This is a genomic window from Frankia umida (assembly GCF_023242945.1).
GTDB classification, from domain to species: Bacteria; Actinomycetota; Actinomycetes; order Frankiales; family Frankiaceae; genus Frankia; species Frankia umida.
The window spans coordinates 60,767-80,797 of sequence record NZ_JALKFT010000018.1 but is presented as its reverse complement, the minus strand read 5'-3'; the positions used below and the strand labels follow the sequence as shown (position 1 = coordinate 80,797).

Genomic DNA, 20,031 nt, shown 5'->3' with positions numbered 1-20,031 from the left:
GACGTCCACCATCCAGCAGGCGATCAGGGCTTCGGGGGCGGCGGCGGTCGGCGAGGGCGAGCTCGAATCTTGCCCCGGGGCCCGTTACGGGGCGTGACGATGGCGGGGGGTGCGGCGCAGGAGGTAGATGTCCATGATCCAACCCTTGCGGTGGCGGGCGTCGGCGCGGGTGCGGGTGATGGTGGCGGCGACGTCGGGCAGGGGGCCGTGGATGAGCAGTTCGTCGTCGGTGCCGAGGTAGGCGCCCCAGTAGATGTGGATGTCGGCCCCGGCACCGGCACCGACCCCGGCGACGGTGCTGGTGCTGGTGCTGGTGCTGGCAAGGGTGGTGAAGGCGGTGTCACCGTCGAGCATGACGACGAGGTCGTCGACGTCCGGGGGGAAGCCGGCTTCGGCCAGGCGGCGACCGGTGGTGATGGTCACCGGGGTGCCGATGCCGTTGAGTACCAGGCGGTGGGCGGCGGCGAGGGCCTGCACGCTGGAGATACCGGGGATCACCTGGTGTTCGAAGGCGACCTTGCCGCGGGCGGCGACGCGTTCGAGGATGCGCAGGGTGCTGTCGTAGAGCGACGGGTCGCCCCAGACCAGGAACGCGCCGGTGCCCTCGTCGTCCAGTTCGTCGAGGAACATCGCCTCGTACAGGGCGGCGCGCCGGGCATGCCAGTCGTCGACGGCGGCGGCGTAGGCGGCGCGGCCGGCGGTGCTGCGGTCGTCGGAGGGGGTGCGGTCACGCGGCGGGTCGGGGGCTTCGACGAGACGGTAGGTGCCCTCGCCGAGGTGACGGTCGAGGATCTCGCGGCGCAGTGCGGTCAGGTCGCCGGCGGCGGGACCCTTGTCGAGGACGAAGAAGACGTCCGTGCGTTCCAGGGCCCGCACCGCCTGCAACGTGAGCTGGTCGGGATCCCCCGCGCCGATCCCGACCACCAGCAGCGTGCGCATCTAGTCGGCGGCCGGTCCGGGAACGACAGACGGGATGATCTTGCCGGGGTTGAGGTTGTGGCCGGGGTCGATGCCGTCGAACAGGGCCGCGACCAGCGAGACGCCGGCCGGGGAGATGTCGTCGGCGAGCCAGGGAGCGTGCTCGAGGCCGACGGCGTGGTGGTGCGACAGGGTGCCGCCGAGGTCGATGAAGCCCTGCTGGATCGCGGACTTCACCGCGTCGTAGCGTTCGAGGCCGTCCAGGGTCACCGGGGAGGCGAAGGCGAAGGTGAAGTAGAGGCAGGCGCCGGAGTGGTACGAGTGGGACAGGTGCGCCATGATCCAGCCCTGGACGCCGATCTCGTCGAACGTCTTGTGGGCCCGGGCGACCACCCCGGTGTAGAGGGAGGCGAGCTGCGACCAGCTGGTGGCGGTCTCCGAGACGTCCGCGAGGGCGCCCTGGCCGAGCAGGAAGTCGCGGATGTAGGGGGTGTCGAACTTCTTCTGGTCGTAGAGCTGCCCGGGGCCGGTGCCGACACACACCCCGCCGTGGCGCTTGACGATGTCACCGACGAGCTTGCGCTGGGTGCGCACATGGCCGGATGAGCCCTCGAAGCCGATGAACGACAGGCACATCCGCTCGAGGTCGAAGTGCTTCACCCGGGCCAGGTACTGCTTGAGTCCCCTGGAGACCAGCGCCGTGACCGCCGAACCCTTCTTGCTGGTCGCCAGCGAGAAACGGGTCTCGCCGGGGTCGGCGACACGGGTGACGCTCGGGGCCGCCTCGCTCTCGGCGATCTCGCGCATGGCGAGCAGCGCCTCGTCCCAGGTGGGGAAGAAGTAGCCGAGGATGGTGCGTTCCTCGGGCACCCGGTGGACCTGCACGGTGGCCTCGGTGATGATGCCGAGTCGACCCTCGCTGCCGAGGATCATCTCCCGCACGCTCGGTCCGGTGGACTGGCTCGGCACCGCCCGGGTCGCGAGCACACCCGCGGGGGTGACGACCCGCACGGCCTTGGTGATGTCCGCGATGTCGCCGTACTTGTCCGACTGCATGCCGGACGAGCGGGTCGCGATCCAGCCGCCGAGGGTGGAGTGGCTGAAGCTGTCGGGGAAGTGGCCGAGTGTCCAGCCCAGGGCGTTCAGCTGCGCTTCGAGGTCCGGACCGAGCGCACCGGCCTGGATGCGGGCCAGCCGCGCGTCGGTGTCGATGTCCAGGACGCGGTCGAGGCGTCCGAGGTCCACGGACAGCACCGGGCGGATCTCACCGCGCGGAGCCTCCAGGCTGCCGGAGATGTTCGTCCCGCCGCCGAACGGGATGACGACCGCGTCGGCGTCGATCGCGGCGGTGAGCACCGCGCGCACCTCGTCCTCGCCACCCGGGTAGACCACCGCGTCGGGGAGGCGTCCGAGGTCACCGCCGCGGACCCGGACCAGGTCACGCAGGCTTTTGCCGTAGGCGTGCACGACCCGTTCGAGGGTCTCGGTGTGCACGTGCTCGGCGCCGACGGCGGCCGTCAGCGCGTCGCGCAGGGCGTCCGGCAGGATCGGGTCGGCGATGTCGAGGTCGGCGAACGCCGGGGCCTGCGCGGGCGGGCGGGTCACGTCCAGCCCGATGTGCTTGCGGATGAACGGTGCCAGCGCCGGCTTGTCGGCGGGCGAGAACGACACGCTCTCCCGGCCCCAGCCCCACCACTTCATGTGCTCGACCAACGGTGACTCCTCGACAGACAACGGAGGGACAGGCTCTGCGGGGTTCGGGTGCTGCGGGGTTCGGGTGCTGCGGGGTTCGGGTGGTACGGGGGTTCAGGTGCCGGCGAGGCGGGCGACGACGGGGGTGAGGGCGTCCAGGGCGTCGAGGGCGACGCCGATGGTGCTGATACCGAAACGTTCACGCCGTTCGACGAGGGCGTCGCAGATCTCGTCGACCGACCCGCACAGCGCGTGCGGTGTGGTCAGGGCCTGCTCGGTGGTCAGGCCGAAACCCGAGGCCAGCAGCGCGGCGACCGACTCCCGATCCTCGGTCACCACCACCATGTGCACGCGGACCTGCAACGTCAGCTCGTCCCAGCGCGCGCCGGCCGCCTCACGAATCCAGCCGACCTTCTCCTCGGTGGCGTCCGTCGTCGCGTTCGCCCCGAGCGAGGAGTCGATCACCCCGCTGGCCATGTTCATGTTCAGACCGATGATGTCGGCCTCGCGGGCGGCCAGCGTCAGCATCCGCCGCCCGCCACCCCCGATGACGATCGGCGGGTGGGGACGCTGCACCGGCTTCGGCGTGCCGTTGAGCCCGTTCACCTGGTAGAACGTGCCGGTGTGGGTGAGCGGGGCGTCGGCGAACATCCCCTTGATGACGGTGAGCGCCTCGGCCAACCGTGCGATCCGCACACCCGGCGGGTCGAGGGTGAGCCCCGCGCGCTGGTAGTCGGACGTCATCCAGCCGGCGCCCAGGCCCAGCTCGAACCGCCCGCCGGACAGCGCGTCGAGAGTCGCCGCCTCCTTCGCGAGCACCACCGGATGCCGGTAGTCATTACTGAAAACCATCGACCCGATGCGCAGTGTGGTCGTGGCGTCGGCGGCCGCCATCAGCGACGCGATCGGCGCGACCTGCTCGTCCAGATGGTCGGACACGGTGAGCGTCGCGAAGCCCAGGTCCTCCACCCGCCGTGCCAGCGCCGCCCACGACCGGGCATCCACCTGCTCCGGCGACGAACACTGGATGTTGAACCGGAACGGCCGCTTGTACGGCCCGCCGGAGATGTCGCTCACCGCGGCCACTCCCGTCTGACTCGGAACCTGGTGACTCTGACTCGGAACCTGGTGACTCTGACTCTGGCTCGTGCGTGACTCGTCCATCCAGCATTCCCATAACTTCTGCCGTGGCCGACCAGGATGTCATGACCGGGCGAACCCCGTCGCCCCTCGCCCTCCCCGGACACGGCAGCACCCCACCATCACGAGCGGACGGCACCACCCCACGAACACCGCGGACGGACGGTGCTGGCTCACGATCGGCCGAACGCGGACGCCCCCTGCGCAGCCTGCGCGGACGCGGACCCCGCGGACTGCCCGTCACCTCGAGCCGGCAACGCCTCCCGCAGCGCACGCACCGCCGCGACCCGCGCCGCACCGGTCAGCCGACTCAGATAGAGAATCCCGTCGAGGTGGTCGCACTCATGCTGGAAACAGCGGGCGGCCAGCCCCTGCCCGGTGTACTCCACCGACTCCCCCGACACATCCACCCCGCGCACCGTCGCCCGCCAGGCCCGTGGCGTCGGGAAGTACAGCCCCGGCACCGACAGACAGCCCTCGGCAACCCCCCGCTCGGCATCCTCAGCGTCCTCGGCCCCACCGGTGTCGTCGGCCCCGCCGGTGCCATCAGCCCCGCCGACGTCCTCGGCCCTGCCCTCGCCCGTCCCCTCGCCGGCGGACGTCTCCTCGCCGGCGGACGTCTCCTCGCCGAGGGGTGTCTCCTCGTCGAGGGGTGTCTCCTCGCCGAGGGGTGTCTCCTCGTCGAGGGTGAGGACGGGGTTGACGACCACGCGCGGGTGCCGCGGCACAGCTGGATCACCCGGGCTGTAGCCGACGTCGTAGACGAAGACCCGTAGCCCGACACCGACCTGCGGCGCCGCGAGTCCCACGCCCGGCGCCGCGTACATGGTCTCGATCATGTCCTCGACCAGGCGTGCCAGCGCCGCATCGAACGTCGTGACAGGCACCGCCGGAGTGCGCAGCACCGGGTCACCGACGGTGCGGATCGGAAGCACGGCCATGTGGACACTGTGTCACAACACAACCCACAACCAGGAAGTGGCCATCGACCACCGACGCCAGATGATCATGTCCCCCGTCGACATGCCGAGGCATGTTCGGGATTCGACCGGCCCGAACACCCAACAACCCTCGGCATGCCACCGCACAACCCTCGGCACGCGCCCACCCGGCCCCGAACGTCCCACCCGGCCACTCGTAGGGTGGTAAAGGTGGACGCGGCGGAGGCGGGAGTGGCGCGGCTGCGGGTGCTGGGTGAGCGGGTGACACCGGCGCGGCGTGCGGTGCTGCGGGTGCTGGCGGAGACAGCCGATCATCTGTGCGTCGAGGATGTGCTGGCCAGGGCGGATCTGATCGTCCCGGGGCTGCACCGCACGACCGTCTACCGGGCGGTGGAGACCCTGGGTGAGCTGGGGCTCGTGACGCATGTCCATCCGGCGCACGGGCCGGTGGTCTATCACCTGGCAGCGGGGTTGACCGGTGAGACGCATCTGCATGTGCGCTGCCGGCGCTGCGGCGCGATCCAGGACGTCCCGGCTGATCTGCTGGACGAGGTCGCCGACCGGCTCGCCCGCACCACCGGTTTCCAGCTGCAACCGGATCACGCGGCGCTGACGGGAGTGTGCCGGACCTGCGGCGACCGGCCGAACGCGGGTACGGGCGCGGCCATCCGACCGGCGTAGGCTGAAAGCTGAAAAGCGGCGGCGTCGGCGCGCGGTGGGCACGTCCCGTGCGAGCGTTGCGCGCGCGAAAGGCGCGGTGGCGAGTCAGGGGTAAGAAGGAGGCCGCGGGAGATGCCTGCGCAGCAGGGCCCGGTGGTCCTGGGAATTGAGACGTCGTGCGACGAGACCGGGGTTGGTCTGGTGCGGGACGGGGTGCTGCTGGGTGAGGCGCTGTCGACGAGCATGGATGAGCACGCCCGCTATGGCGGGGTGGTGCCGGAGATAGCGGCGCGGGCGCATGTGCAGGCGATCGTGCCGTGTGTGCGGGCGGCGTTGGCATCGGCGGGGATGGCGGCGTCCGATATCGGGGCGGTGGCGGTGACGGCGGGGCCGGGGTTGGCCACCGCGTTGCATGTGGGGGTTTCCGCGGCGAAGGCGTATGCGACGGCGTTGGGCGTGCCGTTGTACGGGGTGCATCATCTCGCCGGGCATCTGGCGGCGGATCTGGTGGATGGGCAGCCGTTGCCGAATCCGCTGATCGCGTTGATCGTCTCGGGTGGGCATACGTCGTTGTTGCAGGTCGGGGACTTGGCGCGCGATCCGATCGTCCATCTTGGGGACACGTTGGATGACGCGGCGGGTGAGTGTTTCGACAAGGTCGCGCGGGTACTGGGGCTGTCCTATCCGGGGGGGCCTGCGGTCGACCGGGGGGCGGCCGGGCATGATCCGACGGCGCTGGCGTTTCCCCGTCCGTTGCTGGGGCGAAACGATGCGCCGTACACGTTCTCGTTCTCCGGGTTGAAGACAGCGGTGGCACGCTGGGCCGAATCGCATCCGGATTCGGGGGTGGCGTCCGGGGATGTGATCGCGTCGTTTCAGGAGGCGGTGGTCGACGTGCTCACCGCGAAGGCGATCCGGGCGTGCCGTGACCGGGGCATCGCCGATCTGCTGATCGTCGGTGGGGTGGCGGCGAACAGCCGGCTGCGGGAGGTCGCCGCGTCCCGCTGTGCGGCGGCGGGGATTCGGCTGCGGGTACCGGCCCGGCGTCGCTGCACCGACAACGGGGTGATGATCGCCGCGCTCGGCGACCTGCTGGTGCGGGCGGGTGCGCCGCCGTCCCCGCCGGATCTGGCCGCGATGCCCGGCGCCTATCTTGAGCGGGCGCAGCTCGGCGTCCCGGTGACCCTGACCCCGACCGCGGCCTGAATCGGGAGGACCCCCAGGATGCATCTCGGCCACGATCACAGCGACGCTCTGCCCGCCGGCAGCCCAGCCGGTGTCGGTGTCGGTGTCGGTTCCAGCGCTCGGCCGGGGTCGGTGGACGCGGGTCGCGCGCCGCGGATCGGGATCGGCGGGCCGGTCGGCAGCGGTAAGACGGCGCTGGTCGCGGCGCTGTGCCGGGCGCTGTCGGGGAGCCTGCGCCTCGGCGTGGTCACCAACGACATCTACACCACCGAGGACGCGGACTTCCTGCGGCGGGCGGGTGTGCTCGACCCCGGGCGCATCCGGGCGGTGGAGACCGGCTGCTGCCCGCACACCGCGATCCGCGACGACATCAGCGCGAACCTCGACACCGTCGAGGATCTCGAGGCCGAGACCGGTCCGCTCGATCTGGTGCTGGTGGAATCCGGCGGCGACAACCTGACCGCCACGTTCAGCTACGGTCTGATCGACCGGCAGATCTTCGTCGTGGACGTCGCCGGCGGCGACAAGGTGCCGCGCAAGGGCGGTCCGGGTGTGACCAGCAGCGACCTGCTCGTCATCAACAAGACCGATCTCGCTCCGCTGGTCGGCGCCGACCTTGGTGTGATGGCCCGTGACGCCGCCGTCGCCCGCGGCACCCGTCCGGTCCTGTTCACCTCCCTGGCCACCGATCCCACCGCCACCGACGTGACGGCCTGGGTCCGCGTCCAGCTCGCCGAACTCGTCCCCGCCGCCCACTAGACCACGCACCCGCCGGGCATCCGCGCACCCGCTGGGCATCCGCGCAACAGTGCCATCGCGCGGCCACATGCGGCACCGCTCAGGGTAGGTGCGGTTCCCGCGGCTGACCGGACGGCTCAGCGACCAGGGAGCGTCCCCGGAGAGCAGGGGGCCTGGGCGTGTCCGACGGATAGGTTCGCAGCGAGCTCGGGGCCCGGCGGCGACGGCGGGGCGAGGCGGGCCGGTGCACCCGGGCGACCAGGGTGCCGGCGAGGAGAGCGATGCCGGCCTGGCAGCCGAGCAGGGCGAGGACCGTCGAGGTGATCTCGTCGGCGAAGACGGCCACGACCACGGTGGACGTCGGCGTGCACACCGCCAGCACCCAGACGATCCCCCGGTCACCGACACCGAGCAGATAGGTCGCGAACAGCAGGGTCGCGGCGAGGAACGTCGTCGCCAGCGCCAGCACCCACAGGACCCCGGACGCCGCCGCCAACCGGGACCCGAACAACAACGACAGCAGCGGACGCCCCGCCACCGCACCCACCGCGGACAGCAGCAGCCCCGGCACCACCACGATGATCATCGCCAGGGCCAGCGCCGCGTAGGCCGTCCGTCCCTCCCGGCGCCGCCGGGCCGCCTCCGCCAGCAGGTAGTTCGCCACCGCCAACCCGACGAACACCGGGATCTTGCAGGCCGTGGAGATCGCCGCGTAGCTGCCCGCCGCCTCCGGATCGCGCCATCCGACCAGGACGACATCGACGTTCTGGAGCAGCGCCAACGGCATCAGGGTCGCCAGCGCCACCGACGAGTCCGCCAGCAGCACCCGGCGCGTGCGCCGCCCCTGTACCTCGGAGCGCACATGACCGGACCAGGCGTGATCGGGCGCGGCGTGGGTGTCCGAGGTGCGGGCCGCCGCCGAGGTGCGGGAGACCGAGGTGTGGGAGACCGAGGTGTGGGCGTCCACCGAGGTGCGGGAGGTCGAGGTGCGGGAGGTCGAGGTGCGGGAGACCGTGGTGCGGGCGGCGGAGGTGGCGGCGAGGGCGCCGACGAGCAGTCCGAGGCCGGCGCCGTCCACGCCGAGGCCCGCGCAGGCCGCGACGATGATGACGGCGACCCGCAGGACCGTTTCGTACACCATGTTCCAGGCGAGCCCCGGATAGTTCCCGCGCGCCTGGAGCAGGCCCCGCTCCACGCAGACCGCCAGCCACAGTCCGGCGGCCACACCGGCCTCGGCGATCGCGACCGGATGCGGGTAGGACAGCAGCGCCGCGACCGGCCGGCAGGCCACGACCGCGATCCCCGCCGCGACCAGTGCCATGGACGCGGTCGCCGCCCGCAACCGTCGAATCCAGGCGATGCGGGCCCGTCCGGGAATGCTGCTGGGGGCCAGATCCCGGCGCACGACCGCGGTGAGCACGGCGGTGCCCACCACCGCCAGCACGAGGTAGATGTTCGTCTGCACGACCACGGCGCCATAGCCGGACGGGTCGAGCACCCGGGCGAGCACCAGGTTCATCACCAGGTTGAGCCCGTTGGCCACCCCACCCGCGACCGCCAGCAGCATCGGCCCGCGCAGCAGCTCGACCACCAGTTCCCGCCGCGCCGGCCGCGCCGGTCGCGCCGGCTGTGCTGGCTGTGCTGGCTGTGCTGGCTGTGTCATCGGCCGGAGGTCCTGCTGTCCGCCAGGGGCGGCGAGCCGCCAGGGCCATCCGAGATGGACGGGAGGTCTGGGGCCCCGGGCGGGAACGGGGCCCGCACGGTGGTGGGGTACGGGGCGGTTCGGGGGGTGGCCGTGGCCGGGTGGGTGAGGTCGAGGACGGCGGCGCGGAACAGGCCGGCGAAGGTGTGGGCGGCGGTGTCGTCCCACAGTTCGCGGGCATGGCTGAACGTCAGATGGATCTGGTCGCCCATGCGCACGACGTGGATGGCCAGGCCCTGAGGCATCCGGGCGGGGGCGGCCAGGTGCAGGTCGAGCAGTCGTGGGCCGTCCGGGCCGACGGTGAGGTCGGTGCCGACACGTCCGATGTTGCTGACCGCGGCGCTGGGCATCAGCGCCGCTCGTGACGCCGAGACGGCCAGCCGCAGCAGGGCCGGCCGCCCCCGGTCGGGCGACACGGCGGACAGCGCGTTCGACAGTGCCATGGTCAGCGACGCGACGGCGGGACGGGTGGCCCCGCCGACCAGGGCGGCATCGGAGCCGGACGGCGCCGACGTGGAGGTGCTCGCGACCCGGGTCTTGGCGGTCGAGGTCCGGTCGATCACGGTGGCGAGCAGCCGCATCGGTGTGGCGCGGGCGTCGGCGTCACTGGAGATGATCGTGAAGCGGCTGGACAGGCCGCCCAGCACGGTCGGGGCCCCCGAGGTCAGTGCCATCCGGACGCGCAGGACGTCGTCGGCGCGGCCCCGGCCGGCGTTCCAGCGTCCGATGGCCAGATGGGCGGCGGTGATCAGCACGTCGTTGACGGTCGGTAGCCGCCCGTCGGGCAGGCGAGGCGGCCGGGGTACCGGGATCACCTGCGGTACCAGGCCGAAGCCGTGTTCTCCCGGCCTGCCCATCGGCTCGATGAACCGTGACCGTCGCGTCCGCCGCCGCGTCCGCGGTGAGACGCGTCCGCTCACCGTCGCTTCCACCGACCCGGGCGGCCCCGGAAGCGGGGCCGGCACCGGGGACGGGCCCGTTTCCGGGGCATCGTGGATGGCCTGGGGGTGGTCGGCGGTGAGCTCGGCGGGTGGGCCGGGCAGGCGCGTCGGGTGGGCAGCGGGGTAGCCGGCCAGGGTCTCGGTCAGGATGGCCAGCAGGCTTCGGCCGTCCAGGGCGAGGTGGTGCCCGACCAGGCCGATCCAGTCGCCGCCGGGATGGTGGACGACGAGCAGGCGGGCCAGGGGGGCGCGGCTCAGGTCGATGCCGCCGCCCATCAGCCGGGCCAGTGCCTGCCAGGCCTCGCCGCTGGTGGCCGCCTCGGTCTCGTGGACCGGTGCGGGTCGGGGCAGCGGGCGAATCCGCCATCCGCCGTGTCCGGCCGGGTCGGCGAGTTCCGACCGGGTGATCGGATGGCGGGCGAACACGTCGACGGTCGCGGCGGCCAGGCGGTGGGCGTCCACGTGGCCGTCGGTGCGCCCGAACAGGGCGATGACGATCGGTGTGTCGGCGCGGTCGGAGGCCAGCAGCACCTGTTCGGCCAGGCTCAACGGACGGCTGACCAGGCCGGCCGTCACCGATGTCAGATCCGAGGTGAGATCCGGGTTGAGATACGGATAGAGATCCGGATAGAGGTCCGAAGTGAGGTCCGGGGTCGGCGGCGACTGCGGCGGGGAGGCCGCCAGCGCGGCGAGGACCGCCGCGAACGCGACCGTGCCGGCCGCCTGGGCCCATCCCCCGAACGCACCAGCACCTGATCGCGGTGGCAGGCCGGGCTGCATGACGACGGCGATGCCCGCGACGGCGATGCCGCAGGCGGCGATCCACGGCGGCGCCAGCGGACGACGGCGGGCGACCACCGCCAGCAGTGGGACGATCAGTGCCAACGGCCCGGCCGCCAGGGCCACGATCAGGGTGGCCAGTCCCACCGCGCCCCACCGGTCAGGCAGCCACCCACCCCGACCAAGCCAACCAAGCCGGCCGAACCGGCCGTCGAGCCTGGAGCCGGCACCGTCCGAACGGGCCATTGGTAGGGGGGATGGACGCGGTCGACGCCGTCCGGGAACCAACGCGCCGGCGAGCAGGGCCAGGGCGCACGCCAGGCCGACGAGCAGGCAGGTGCGGTAGAACTCGCCGGGTCGGTTCGTCAGGACGATCGTGCCGCCGGCGCCGGCCGGCAGGATCCAGCCCTGCTGCCAGCCGTCCAGGCGGACCGGGGCCAGGGCCACGCCGTTGAGCGACGCTGTCCAGGAGATGTTCGCGTTCTCGCGCACGGCGAAGAACGACTGGCCGCCGGGGCCGACCGTGACGGTGCGCCGCTGCGCCGTCCACTGCCCGACCGACGTCGACCGCACCTTCTCACCAGCCGTCCCCGCGGTCCCAGCCACAGGCACGGTCCTGGACCCGCTCCCAGCCACGGTCCCGGTCCCGATCCCGGGGTCGGGGTCGGGGTTGGCACCGCCGACCAGGGTGATCGTGTCGACGAGCAGCGGCAGGGAGTCGTCGCGGACCACGCGCAGCAGATGGGCGCCGGCGGTCAGCGGCACGGTTCCGTCCGGGGTGCAGACGGTGAGGCGCAGCGGTCGGCCGTCGGCGACGTCGGAGGTGGCGCCCTCGACCCGCAGCGGGTAGCGGACGCCGTCCAGGTCCAGGGCCGGGCCCTGGCCGCACTCCCAGCCGCGCCGGGCGGCGGCGGGTCTGGGCGCCGTGGCCGGACTAGGCAGGGCGGTGACGGTGCCGTCCAGGGTGAACGACATCGCCCGGGGCACGCTGAAGCGTCGGATGATCAGCTGCTCCTCCGACACGCTGAACGGCTCGGTGATGTTCTCCCGGGTTCGGTCGAAGGCCACCAGCACGGGACCAGCCGGAACCGTCCGGCCGATGGGGTCGGTCGAGGGGTCCGCCGCGAACAGGGCGGTGGCGTCGGTGGGCGCCTGCGCGTAGTGGACGAAACCCTGCCCGGGAACGGCCAGTTCGCGGATGCCGGCGCCCAGAAGCTCACCATCACCGCGGGTCACGTCGCGCAGGGTCACCTGATACCAGGAGCTCGGCCCGGCGGGCACCGCCAGGTACTGCGGATGGTCGGTGGTGGCCACCGACGTGTCCACCGAGCCCGCGGCGGAGGTCACCGTGATCGTGCGGGCCACCGGACGGCGCGGTGTCTCGGCGAGCAGCGCGACCACCAGGTAGGGCACGCGCAGCGGCGTGCCGACATCGACGCGCAGCCAGGCGCCCTCCGACCCGGTGCGCGGGTCCGGCCGGGCCGTCCACCCGGTGTGGGGCAGGCCGTCGACGGCGCTGGCCGGGCCGAGTTCGGGGGCCGCCCGCAGCAGATAGCCGTACGACGACGCGGTGACGGATTTTCCGTCGAGGTAGCCCCCGACGGTCTGATGGCCGGCGGGTGGACGGTCGGTCCACTCGCGGGGCGCCCGGGTGGCGCCGGCGGCCCACTCGTCCGGTCCGAGCAGGTAGGACGGTGAGCTGTGGACCACGCCGAAGCTCTGGTCACGGCGGGTGAACGTGTCGGTGATGGCGAGGCCGGTGGTCGCGGACAGGACCGTGGCCGGCGGGGTGAGCGGGGCGGAGGCGACCACCGTGCCCGGCTTCCCGCTGCTCGCGGCACGCGGATCCCCGAGGTCCTCGGCCAGGATCATGGCCCGGTCGGGGGGTAGCAGGCCGTGTGCGGCGAGCGTGACCGCCGCCTCCGGACCCCCGGCGACGACCAGCGCGTCACCGGCCGGATAGGCCTGCACCTGACGCGCCCCGCCGGGCACCGTCCACACCTCCAGCGCCGGTGCCTGGCCGATCGGGCGTCGCCGGTTCACCGGCAGCACCCGCTCATGGTTCCCGGCCCGCCCGGCCACCAGCGGTCCGAACGTCGCCGCCGGACGCAGCCCCCCGGCCACCAGCGCCTGGTGGATCTCGTCGGTGGACGGGGGGACGTCCCAGTTGCTGTCGGCGAGATCGTTGCGGACGAGGACCTGCCCGACCCCCGCCCGGGCCAGTGCCACGCCCAGGCCGCGGCCGTCACCGGACAGGGACGTCTCGACGGCGTCCAACCAGCGGGTGAGGCCGACGCCACCGAGCGGGATGAGGCTGCGTTCCCCCCACGGGGTGGACGACAGCCAGCGCATCGGCTCGTCGAGGGGCCGACCCCAGTCGTACTGGGCGAACGGCGCGCCCGGCAGCAGCAGTGTGCGGCCGTTGTCCGGATGGTCCGTCAGCCAGTCGGCCGCCTGCTCCCAGTAGGCGGGCACGGCCCGAAACGATCCCGGCTGCAACACCTGCCCGCGTAACACCGGCAACGTGCTCGCCACCAGCGCCGTCACCGTCAGCACCAGCAGCGCCGCGGCCGGTCGCGGACTGGCACTGGCACTAACGCTGGGGCTGGGGCTGGGGCTGGGGCTGGGGCTGGGGCTGGGGCTGGGGCTGGGGCTGAACCAGGATCGGGGGCCGCGGTGGGATCGGGAGCTCAGGCGGCGGCCGGCGGCGGTGGTCAGGCCGGCGGCGTGGGTCAGGCCGAGGGCCATCGGGAGGTGGGTGACGGCCTGGAACTTCGCGATGTTGCGCAGCGGGCTGAGCTGGCCGTCGAGCAGCGCCCGCACATCGGCGGACACCGGCCCGCCCAGCGCACCCGGATAGCCCGCGACGATCACCACGGTGCCCAGCGCGAAGCAGAGCACGAGAAAACGCCGGGCGGGCAGGTCACGCCGGGACAGCCCCCACACCCCGATCGCGGTGAGCGCGTATGTCCCGGCGATGACCACCCGGGAGCCGGCGTAGTCGGCGGCCGAGGGCAGCCAGACGCTGGGAACCCGCAGGTAGGCCATCCAGTCGGTGGCCGCGCGCAGCGCTTCGGGCAGTGAGGCCGAGGCGGTGGTCAGATCGGCGGTCTCGGTGAACGGGACGAAGTTCAGCCCGTACCGGCCGACCGCGAGCAGACCCAGCGCCCACCAGGCGATCGCGGCGCCCACCGCGGCGACCCACCAGCCGCGCACCGCCCAGGCCCGCCGGGACCCACCGGCGAGCAGCAGCAGCATCGCCGGCACCACCAGCACATCCACCGCGACGCTGGCGTTGATGCCACCGACGCACAGCACCGCCAGGCCCGACCGGGCGGCCGCGCGCCGAGGTGAGAGCCATCCATCCGCGTACAGCGCGCGGACCAGCGGTGTCACGATCCACGGCAGCATCGCCGCCCCCAGGACCGCGGCCGACGTCGCCCCGATCTTGCCGAGGAACATCGGCGACAGCGCGTAGCCGAGCCCACCGAGGACCCGTCCGGTCGGCGCGCCGATGCCCAGCGCGTCCGCGAGCCGCACCACCCCCCAGGCGGCCACGGTCAGCAGCAGCGCCATCCACAGACGTTGGACCAGCCACACCGGCAGTCCGGTGAGATGACCGGCGAGGAAGAACGGTCCCATCGGGAACAGGTAGCCGTAGGCCTGGTTGGGGACGGCCCCGAAGTCCGCGGTGGAGTCCCACATCCGGGTGGCCGCGGCCAGGAACCGGGCCGGGCTGACGGCCAGGGGAAGCTTCGTGTCCGCGGTCAGCCGTCCCGGCGCCTGCGACACGAACAGCAGGACATGTCCCAGTGCGATCCACAGCAACGCCCGACGGGACGTGCGCGACGGCGCGGCCGGGACGAAGGAGCGCGCGGGGGCCGGCGAGGTGCGGGTGGCGCTGGCCGCGGCGGCCATCTCGCGGCCCGCGCGCCGGACGTGGCGGCGGACCCGGGTCAGCTCGACCAGCATCATCGGGGTGTGTGTCAGGGCGTGGAACCGGCCGCCGGGCTGCTCGACCCAGCGCACCGGGACCTCGGCCATCCGGTAGCCCAGTGCGCGGGCGAGCGCCAGGACCTCCACGTCGAACGCGAACCCGGTGAGCCGGGTGCGGGCGAACAGGAGCTTCGCCTCGGCGTGGCGGAACGCCTTGAAACCGCACTGGGTGTCGGCGACGTCCAACCGCAGCAGCAGCCGCACGACCAGGTGGAACAGCCAGCTGCCGAGGCGCCGGACGGGGGCCCGTTCGGCGCTGTTCGCAAGCCGGCGGGAGCCGAGGGCCACCTCGGCGTTCCCTAACGCGTTCAGTAATCGGGGCAGGTCGTCGACGTCCGAGGCGAGGTCGGCGTCCATGAAGGCGATCACGTCGCCGGTGGCCGCGGCGACCCCGGCGCGCACCGCCGCGCCCTTGCCCTGGTTGACCGGCAGGCGCAGGACCCGCCGGTTCGGTGCGTCGCCGAGCAGTCGCGCGGCCAGCCGGGCGGTGTCGTCCACACTGCCGTCGTCGACAACGATCACCTCGGCGTCGGCCAGGTGATGACGGCGCAGCGCCCCCACCAGGACGGGCAGTGATCGTGGCAGCCGGGCCGCCTCGTTGAACGCGGGAACCACGATGCTGACGGAGGCCTGACGCACACCACACCCCTAGCCGCGCCGGCTCGCGAGTTCCGCGGGTCACCAGCCGTCGCGCGTCGCTGTCCTCAGCGGAGCTCGCGAGGGCGACGATGACAGGAAAAAGTGCGATGTGCCCTGTTTAGTCAGGCCCGAATGGCCCGTTTGGGTGACTTCCTGGTGCGCTTCCGGTCAGCTGTTGACACCCTGGCCGGCGGCGGCGCGGGCGGCCAGCAGGGTGTTGCGCAGCAGCATCGCGATCGTCATCGGACCCACACCGCCGGGGACGGGCGTCAGCTTCCCGGCGACCTCACGCACCGCGTCGAAGTCGACGTCGCCGCGCAGACCCGCCTCGGTGCGGTGCATGCCGACGTCGATGACGGTCGCACCGGGCTTCACCGCGTCCGCGCCGATGATGGCCTGCTTGCCGGCGGCGACGACGAGCACGTCCGCGCCCCGGCAGACCGCGGCGAGGTCCCGCGTGCGCGAATGGCAGATGGTGACGGTGGCGTTGCGGTCGACCAGCAGCTGCGCGACGGGCCGCCCGACCAGCTCCGAACGTCCGACCACGACCGCGGACGCCCCCTCCAACGTCACCTCGTAGGCGTCCAGCAGTTCGAGGATGCCCGACGGCGTACACGGGCGCAGCCCCGGCTCGCCACGCGAGAGCAGACCGACGCTCGCCGTGGTCAGACCGTCGACGTCCTTACCCGGCGGGATTCGCCCGACCAGCGCCGAACCGTCCAGCCCCCTGGGGACGGGCAGCTGCAGCAGGATGCCGGAGACGGCCGGGTCGGCGGCGAGGGAGTCCAGCAGGGCCGCGACCTCGTCCTGGGCGGTGTCGGCGGGCAGGTGCTGGTGCAGGTCGGCCATGCCGGCCTCGACGCACGCCTTGCGCTTACCGCCGATGTAGACCGCGGACGCCGGGTCGTCACCGACGAGCACGGTCGCGAGCCCCGGCTGCAGCCCCGTCGCCGCACGGAACTCGGCGACGTCCCGGGCGACGTCCGCCCGGACCCGCGCGGCCACGGCCTTACCATCGATGATCACTGCGCTCATGTCGGCCTTTCGCCTTGACGATCTCGCCGGATGACGGTGCCGCCCGCCGCCCGCCGTCGTAGCGTGGCCCGCAGGGCGACCTCCGTGAACGTCGACCGTATCGCCCACCACCATGACGCGACCCGCGGCGGCGAGCAACGACGAGGAACGTGGCCGCCGGACGTCCGCCGTAGCAGTGTTACGGGAGGTCAGGTGCCGACGTGACCGGCGGACAGGGAGCGCATCCGGGGCAGGCCCGGCGCCGCCGCGCCGCCCAGCCAGGCCCGCACCTCACGGGGATTGCACAGGCGCACCACCCGGGCCGCGGCACCGTGCGCGTCCAGTGCCTGCAGCAGCCGGTCGCGGCTGTCCCGCGGGTAGGTCCACATCCACCGCAGGAACGACACGTCCATCTTCTCGGGGCAGCCCGCGCCCATGTCCGGACGGGTACGCCCATGCCAGCGCGCCCAGCGCCGCACCGCCCGGATGATCGCGACCCGCCGCGGCAGATCGAGGAACACGATCAGCTCGGCCGCGGGTATCCGCAGGTCCAGCGTGCCACCGTAGTTGCCGTCCATCACCCACGCCGGCCGCGCGACGAGCCCCGCGACAACCGCGCGCCACTCCTCCACGGGGGTGGCGACCCAACCCGGCTGCCAGAAGTACCGGTCCAGATGGATCACCGGCAGGCCGGCCCGGCGGGCGATCTCCCGCGCCAGCGTGCTCTTGCCCGCACCACCACTGCCGACGACCAGCACCCGCTGAATGTCCGGGGTCATCGACGGCGGGCCCTCCGGGCACGTCCCGTGCGCATTCACGGTTCCAGTCTCGCACCACGACCCACCACAGGAACCCCGAACACCCTCCTCGGCGTGCCCTTCCCACCCGCCGGGTCGCGCACCGCACCCCGACGTGATCGGAGCACGGCCTTCGGGATGACCGGTCCCTGCCGAACCGGGATCAGCCGGCTGCGGTGGTGGGGCGCCGGGAACTCCGGCGCCGACGGCGATCAGCCGAGCCCGCGGGAGTCCTGCTTGAGGGCGGTGTCGATCGTGAGGGCCGAGGCGACGACCATGCTCAGCAGCGGCTGCGGCAGCGGACGGTGGAGCTGGACGACGTAGTTGTCGGCGCTGGTGAAGACGTTGCGCATCAGGCCCTCCCAGGTCTTGGTGACCCGGGCGACCTCGGTCTCGGTGTGGTCGACGATGGAGAAGTTCCAGGCCCGCCAGTTCTCGGCCCTGATGGATCCGATCGTGGCGCCACCGGACTGCAGGTCGAAGCGGATCTTACCGAAGACGTTCTGCTGAACGATCACGCCGAGTTCGGTGCCGTCAGGAGTCGAGACGATCACCTTCGACTTGAACACCTTCGCGGGCCGAACGAGCATCAGCTGCGGCACACCGGCGGCATCACGGACCTCCAGCCGGTGTGTGAAGAACTGGTCCCAGGAGGAGAGCACCCGGACGGCCTTCTTCAGCGCGTTCTGCCCGACCTCCACCACCGAGCCGATCTGGCGGCCCTGCTGGTCGAAGACGGCGTACTCGTTCGTCACTTCGATGATCTTGGTCTTCTGGTTGACGACGAGAACAGGCTCGCTGAACAGGCCCCCGCCACCCGGCCCGCCGGGGGCAAGTCCGGCCTGTTCGCGGACCTGGCGCTGCACCTGCTCAGGGGTGCGGTTGGTCAGCACCGACGCACCACCCTGCGGCGTTCCCCAGCTCACCGCACCCGACCCGCCGCCCTGCCCCTGGGGATAGCCCTGACCCTGGCCATGTTCCTGGCCGTAACCCTGGGGATAGATCTGCCCCTGGCTCTGGCTCTGGCTCTGGCCCTGGCCCTGGCCCTGGCCGGGAGGTGAGCCGGCCTGGGTGTGGTCGGTCCACTGGGTGCCGTCCCACCATCGAGAGCCCTGCTGCCCGCTCGGATCCGGGTACCAGCCAGGCGGGACGGTCTGCGTCATGCCGCCACTTTCGCATCTGGAACTGGCCGACCGCCAGGGTGGGTCCGCGTCGGCCATCTGACGCTCAGACGGTCTGCTCGTGGACCGTGCCCTCGGCGACGTGGAGCCGACGGGTGACCGACACGGCGTCGAGCATCCGCCGGTCGTGGGTGACCAGCAGCAGGGTGCCCGCGTAGTCGGCGAGGGCCTGCTCCAACTGGTCGATGGCGGGGAGGTCCAGGTGGTTGGTGGGCTCGTCGAGCACCAGGCAGTTGACGCCGACGGCCTGCAGCAACGCGAGACCGGCCCGGGTCCGCTCCCCCGGGGACAGCGACGCCGCCGGCCGGGTCGCCTGGTCGGCGCCGAGACCGAACTTGGCGAACAGGGTCCGCACCTGCCCGGCCGCCCATCCGGTGGCCTCCTCGGCGACGGAGACGCAGGTCTGCTCGCCGCGGAAACGTTCGCGGGCCTGGTCGATCTCACCGAGGCGCACCCCGGAACCCAGCGACTGACCGCCGCTGTCGAGCGGGACGCGGCCCAGCAGCGCGCCGAGCAGCGTCGACTTGCCACCACCGTTCGGCCCGGTGATCACTATCCGGTCCGCCCAGGCGACGCTGAGGTCGACCGGCCCGAGGGCGAAACCACCGCGGCGCACGGTGGCGGCGGTCAGCGTCGCGACGACGTCACCGGAGCGCGGCGCGGTGGCGATCGACATCCTCAGCTGCCATTCCTTACGCGGCTCCTCGACCGCCTCGAGCCGGCCGAGGCGGCTCTCGATCGAGCGGACCCTGGCGGCGCTCTTGGTCGCGGCCTCGATCCGCGCGCCGCGGGCGGCCCGGTCGCCGTCAGGCGCACGCCGCTTGGCCCGCACCGCCCCGCGTACCGACTGCTCACGCTGGCGCTGCGCCTGGGCGACCAGGTCGGAACGCTCGTCGGCGAAGTCCTCGTAGCGTTCACGGGCCTGCTGGCGGGCGAGCTCGCGGGCCTCCAGATAAGCAGACCAGCCACCGGCGAACAGAGCGAGGCTGTGCTGGTGCGGATCGATCTCGGCGACCGTGTCGATCGCCCGGTCGAGGAACTCCCGGTCGTGGCTGACGACGACGAGCGCCCCGGAGACCTGGTGGACGAACCGTTCGAGCCGGTCGAGACCGTCGAAGTCGAGGTCGTTGGTGGGCTCGTCCAGCAGGGTGATGTCGAACCGGGACAGCAGCACGCTGGCGAGCGACCCGCGGGCGGCCTGACCGCCGGAGAGGGTCGTCGTCTCGCTGTCGAGCGCGCCGGCGGGCAACCCGAGGTCGGCGCAGACCTCCTCGGCGCGGGCGTCCAGATCGGCGGCGCCCAGGGCGAGCCAGCGTTCGAGCGCCACGCTGTAACGGTCGTCCACACCGGGGCCGCCGCAGGCGAGGGCCTCGGCCGCGTCGTCCAGCTCCCGCTGGGCGGACGCGACCCCGGTGCGCCGATGCACGAAGGCGCGCAGGGTCTCCCCGGGCGACCGGTCGGGTTCCTGGGGCAGCAGGCCGACGCCGGCGCTCGGCGGCGCCAGGTCAAGACGGCCCGAGTCGAGGGGCACCAGGCCGGCGAGGGCGCGCAGCAACGTCGACTTGCCAACGCCGTTGGGCCCGACCACACCGAGACGATCGCCGGGCGCCACGGTGAGGGAGATCCCGTCCAGGACGGTTGCCCCACCGCGGGTGACGGTGAGGCCGGAGGCGATGAGCGTGGCGGACATCCCACGAGTCTCGCGTA

Annotated in this window: 13 protein-coding genes; 3 read left to right on the top strand and 10 right to left on the bottom strand. The window is 72.7% G+C overall.

The genetic code is table 11. From position 1 onward, the window contains the following. Nucleotides 1–84 precede the first annotated feature (84 nt). From cobF to MXD59_RS17565, 4 genes are all read right to left on the bottom strand, one after another. The gene (gene cobF / locus MXD59_RS17580; protein WP_248825777.1) at nt 85–939 is read right to left on the bottom strand and encodes a precorrin-6A synthase (deacetylating); all 855 of its coding nucleotides are present in this window, start codon (nt 937–939) and stop codon (nt 85–87) included. Further along, on the bottom strand, nt 940–2,631 hold the full coding sequence (locus tag MXD59_RS17575; protein WP_248825776.1) for an FAD-binding oxidoreductase: 1,692 nt from the start codon (nt 2,629–2,631) through the stop codon (nt 940–942). It lies immediately after the preceding gene. A 93-nt stretch (nt 2,632–2,724) separates the two neighbouring features. Continuing rightward, nucleotides 2,725–3,687, bottom strand: a complete 963-nt coding sequence (locus tag MXD59_RS17570; RefSeq protein ID WP_248816305.1) for an LLM class F420-dependent oxidoreductase — start codon at nt 3,685–3,687, stop codon at nt 2,725–2,727. Between the two features lie 236 nt (nt 3,688–3,923). Continuing rightward, on the bottom strand, nt 3,924–4,691 hold the full coding sequence (locus MXD59_RS17565; RefSeq protein WP_248825775.1) for a peptide deformylase: 768 nt from the start codon (nt 4,689–4,691) through the stop codon (nt 3,924–3,926). A gap of 210 nt (nt 4,692–4,901) precedes the next feature. Here MXD59_RS17565 and MXD59_RS17560 point away from each other — a divergent pair, with 210 nt between their 5' ends. The 3 genes from MXD59_RS17560 (at nt 4,902) to ureG (ending at nt 7,295) form a co-directional block, all read left to right on the top strand. Continuing rightward, nucleotides 4,902–5,372, top strand: a complete 471-nt coding sequence (locus tag MXD59_RS17560; protein WP_225438314.1) for a Fur family transcriptional regulator — start codon at nt 4,902–4,904, stop codon at nt 5,370–5,372. 111 nt (nt 5,373–5,483) lie between these two features. Further along, on the top strand, nt 5,484–6,557 hold the full coding sequence (gene tsaD / locus MXD59_RS17555; RefSeq protein WP_248816302.1) for a tRNA (adenosine(37)-N6)-threonylcarbamoyltransferase complex transferase subunit TsaD: 1,074 nt from the start codon (nt 5,484–5,486) through the stop codon (nt 6,555–6,557). Between the two features lie 18 nt (nt 6,558–6,575). Next, a complete protein-coding gene (gene ureG / locus MXD59_RS17550) occupies nt 6,576–7,295 on the top strand; it encodes an urease accessory protein UreG (RefSeq protein ID WP_283097067.1) in 720 nt (239 codons plus the stop codon). 79 nt (nt 7,296–7,374) lie between these two features. Here ureG and MXD59_RS17545 read toward each other — a convergent pair whose 3' ends face one another. The 6 genes from MXD59_RS17545 to MXD59_RS17520 all read right to left on the bottom strand — a co-directional run bounded on the left by MXD59_RS17545 (nt 7,375) and on the right by MXD59_RS17520 (nt 20,014). Next, nucleotides 7,375–8,937 (bottom strand): lipopolysaccharide biosynthesis protein, encoded by a 1,563-nt coding sequence (locus MXD59_RS17545; protein ID WP_248825774.1) that lies wholly within the window; start codon nt 8,935–8,937, stop codon nt 7,375–7,377. Then, nucleotides 8,934–15,332, bottom strand: coding sequence for an alpha-(1->3)-arabinofuranosyltransferase domain-containing protein (locus MXD59_RS17540; RefSeq protein ID WP_248825773.1), 6,399 nt, complete (start codon nt 15,330–15,332; stop codon nt 8,934–8,936). Before MXD59_RS17540 ends, MXD59_RS17545 begins: the two co-directional genes overlap by 4 nt. Nucleotides 15,333–15,500: 168 nt before the next feature. Further along, complete coding sequence (folD, locus tag MXD59_RS17535) at nt 15,501–16,367, bottom strand: bifunctional methylenetetrahydrofolate dehydrogenase/methenyltetrahydrofolate cyclohydrolase FolD (protein WP_248825772.1); 867 nt, start codon at nt 16,365–16,367, stop codon at nt 15,501–15,503. Between the two features lie 188 nt (nt 16,368–16,555). Then, a complete protein-coding gene (locus MXD59_RS17530; RefSeq protein ID WP_225438549.1) occupies nt 16,556–17,125 on the bottom strand; it encodes a P-loop NTPase family protein in 570 nt (189 codons plus the stop codon). Between the two features lie 230 nt (nt 17,126–17,355). Further along, nucleotides 17,356–18,306 (bottom strand): LURP-one-related family protein, encoded by a 951-nt coding sequence (locus tag MXD59_RS17525; RefSeq protein ID WP_248825771.1) that lies wholly within the window; start codon nt 18,304–18,306, stop codon nt 17,356–17,358. A 64-nt stretch (nt 18,307–18,370) separates the two neighbouring features. After that, nucleotides 18,371–20,014: an ABC-F family ATP-binding cassette domain-containing protein gene (locus MXD59_RS17520; RefSeq protein WP_248825770.1), complete on the bottom strand. Its 1,644-nt coding sequence runs from the start codon at nt 20,012–20,014 to the stop codon at nt 18,371–18,373. Between the last annotated feature and the right edge of the window lie 17 nt (nt 20,015–20,031).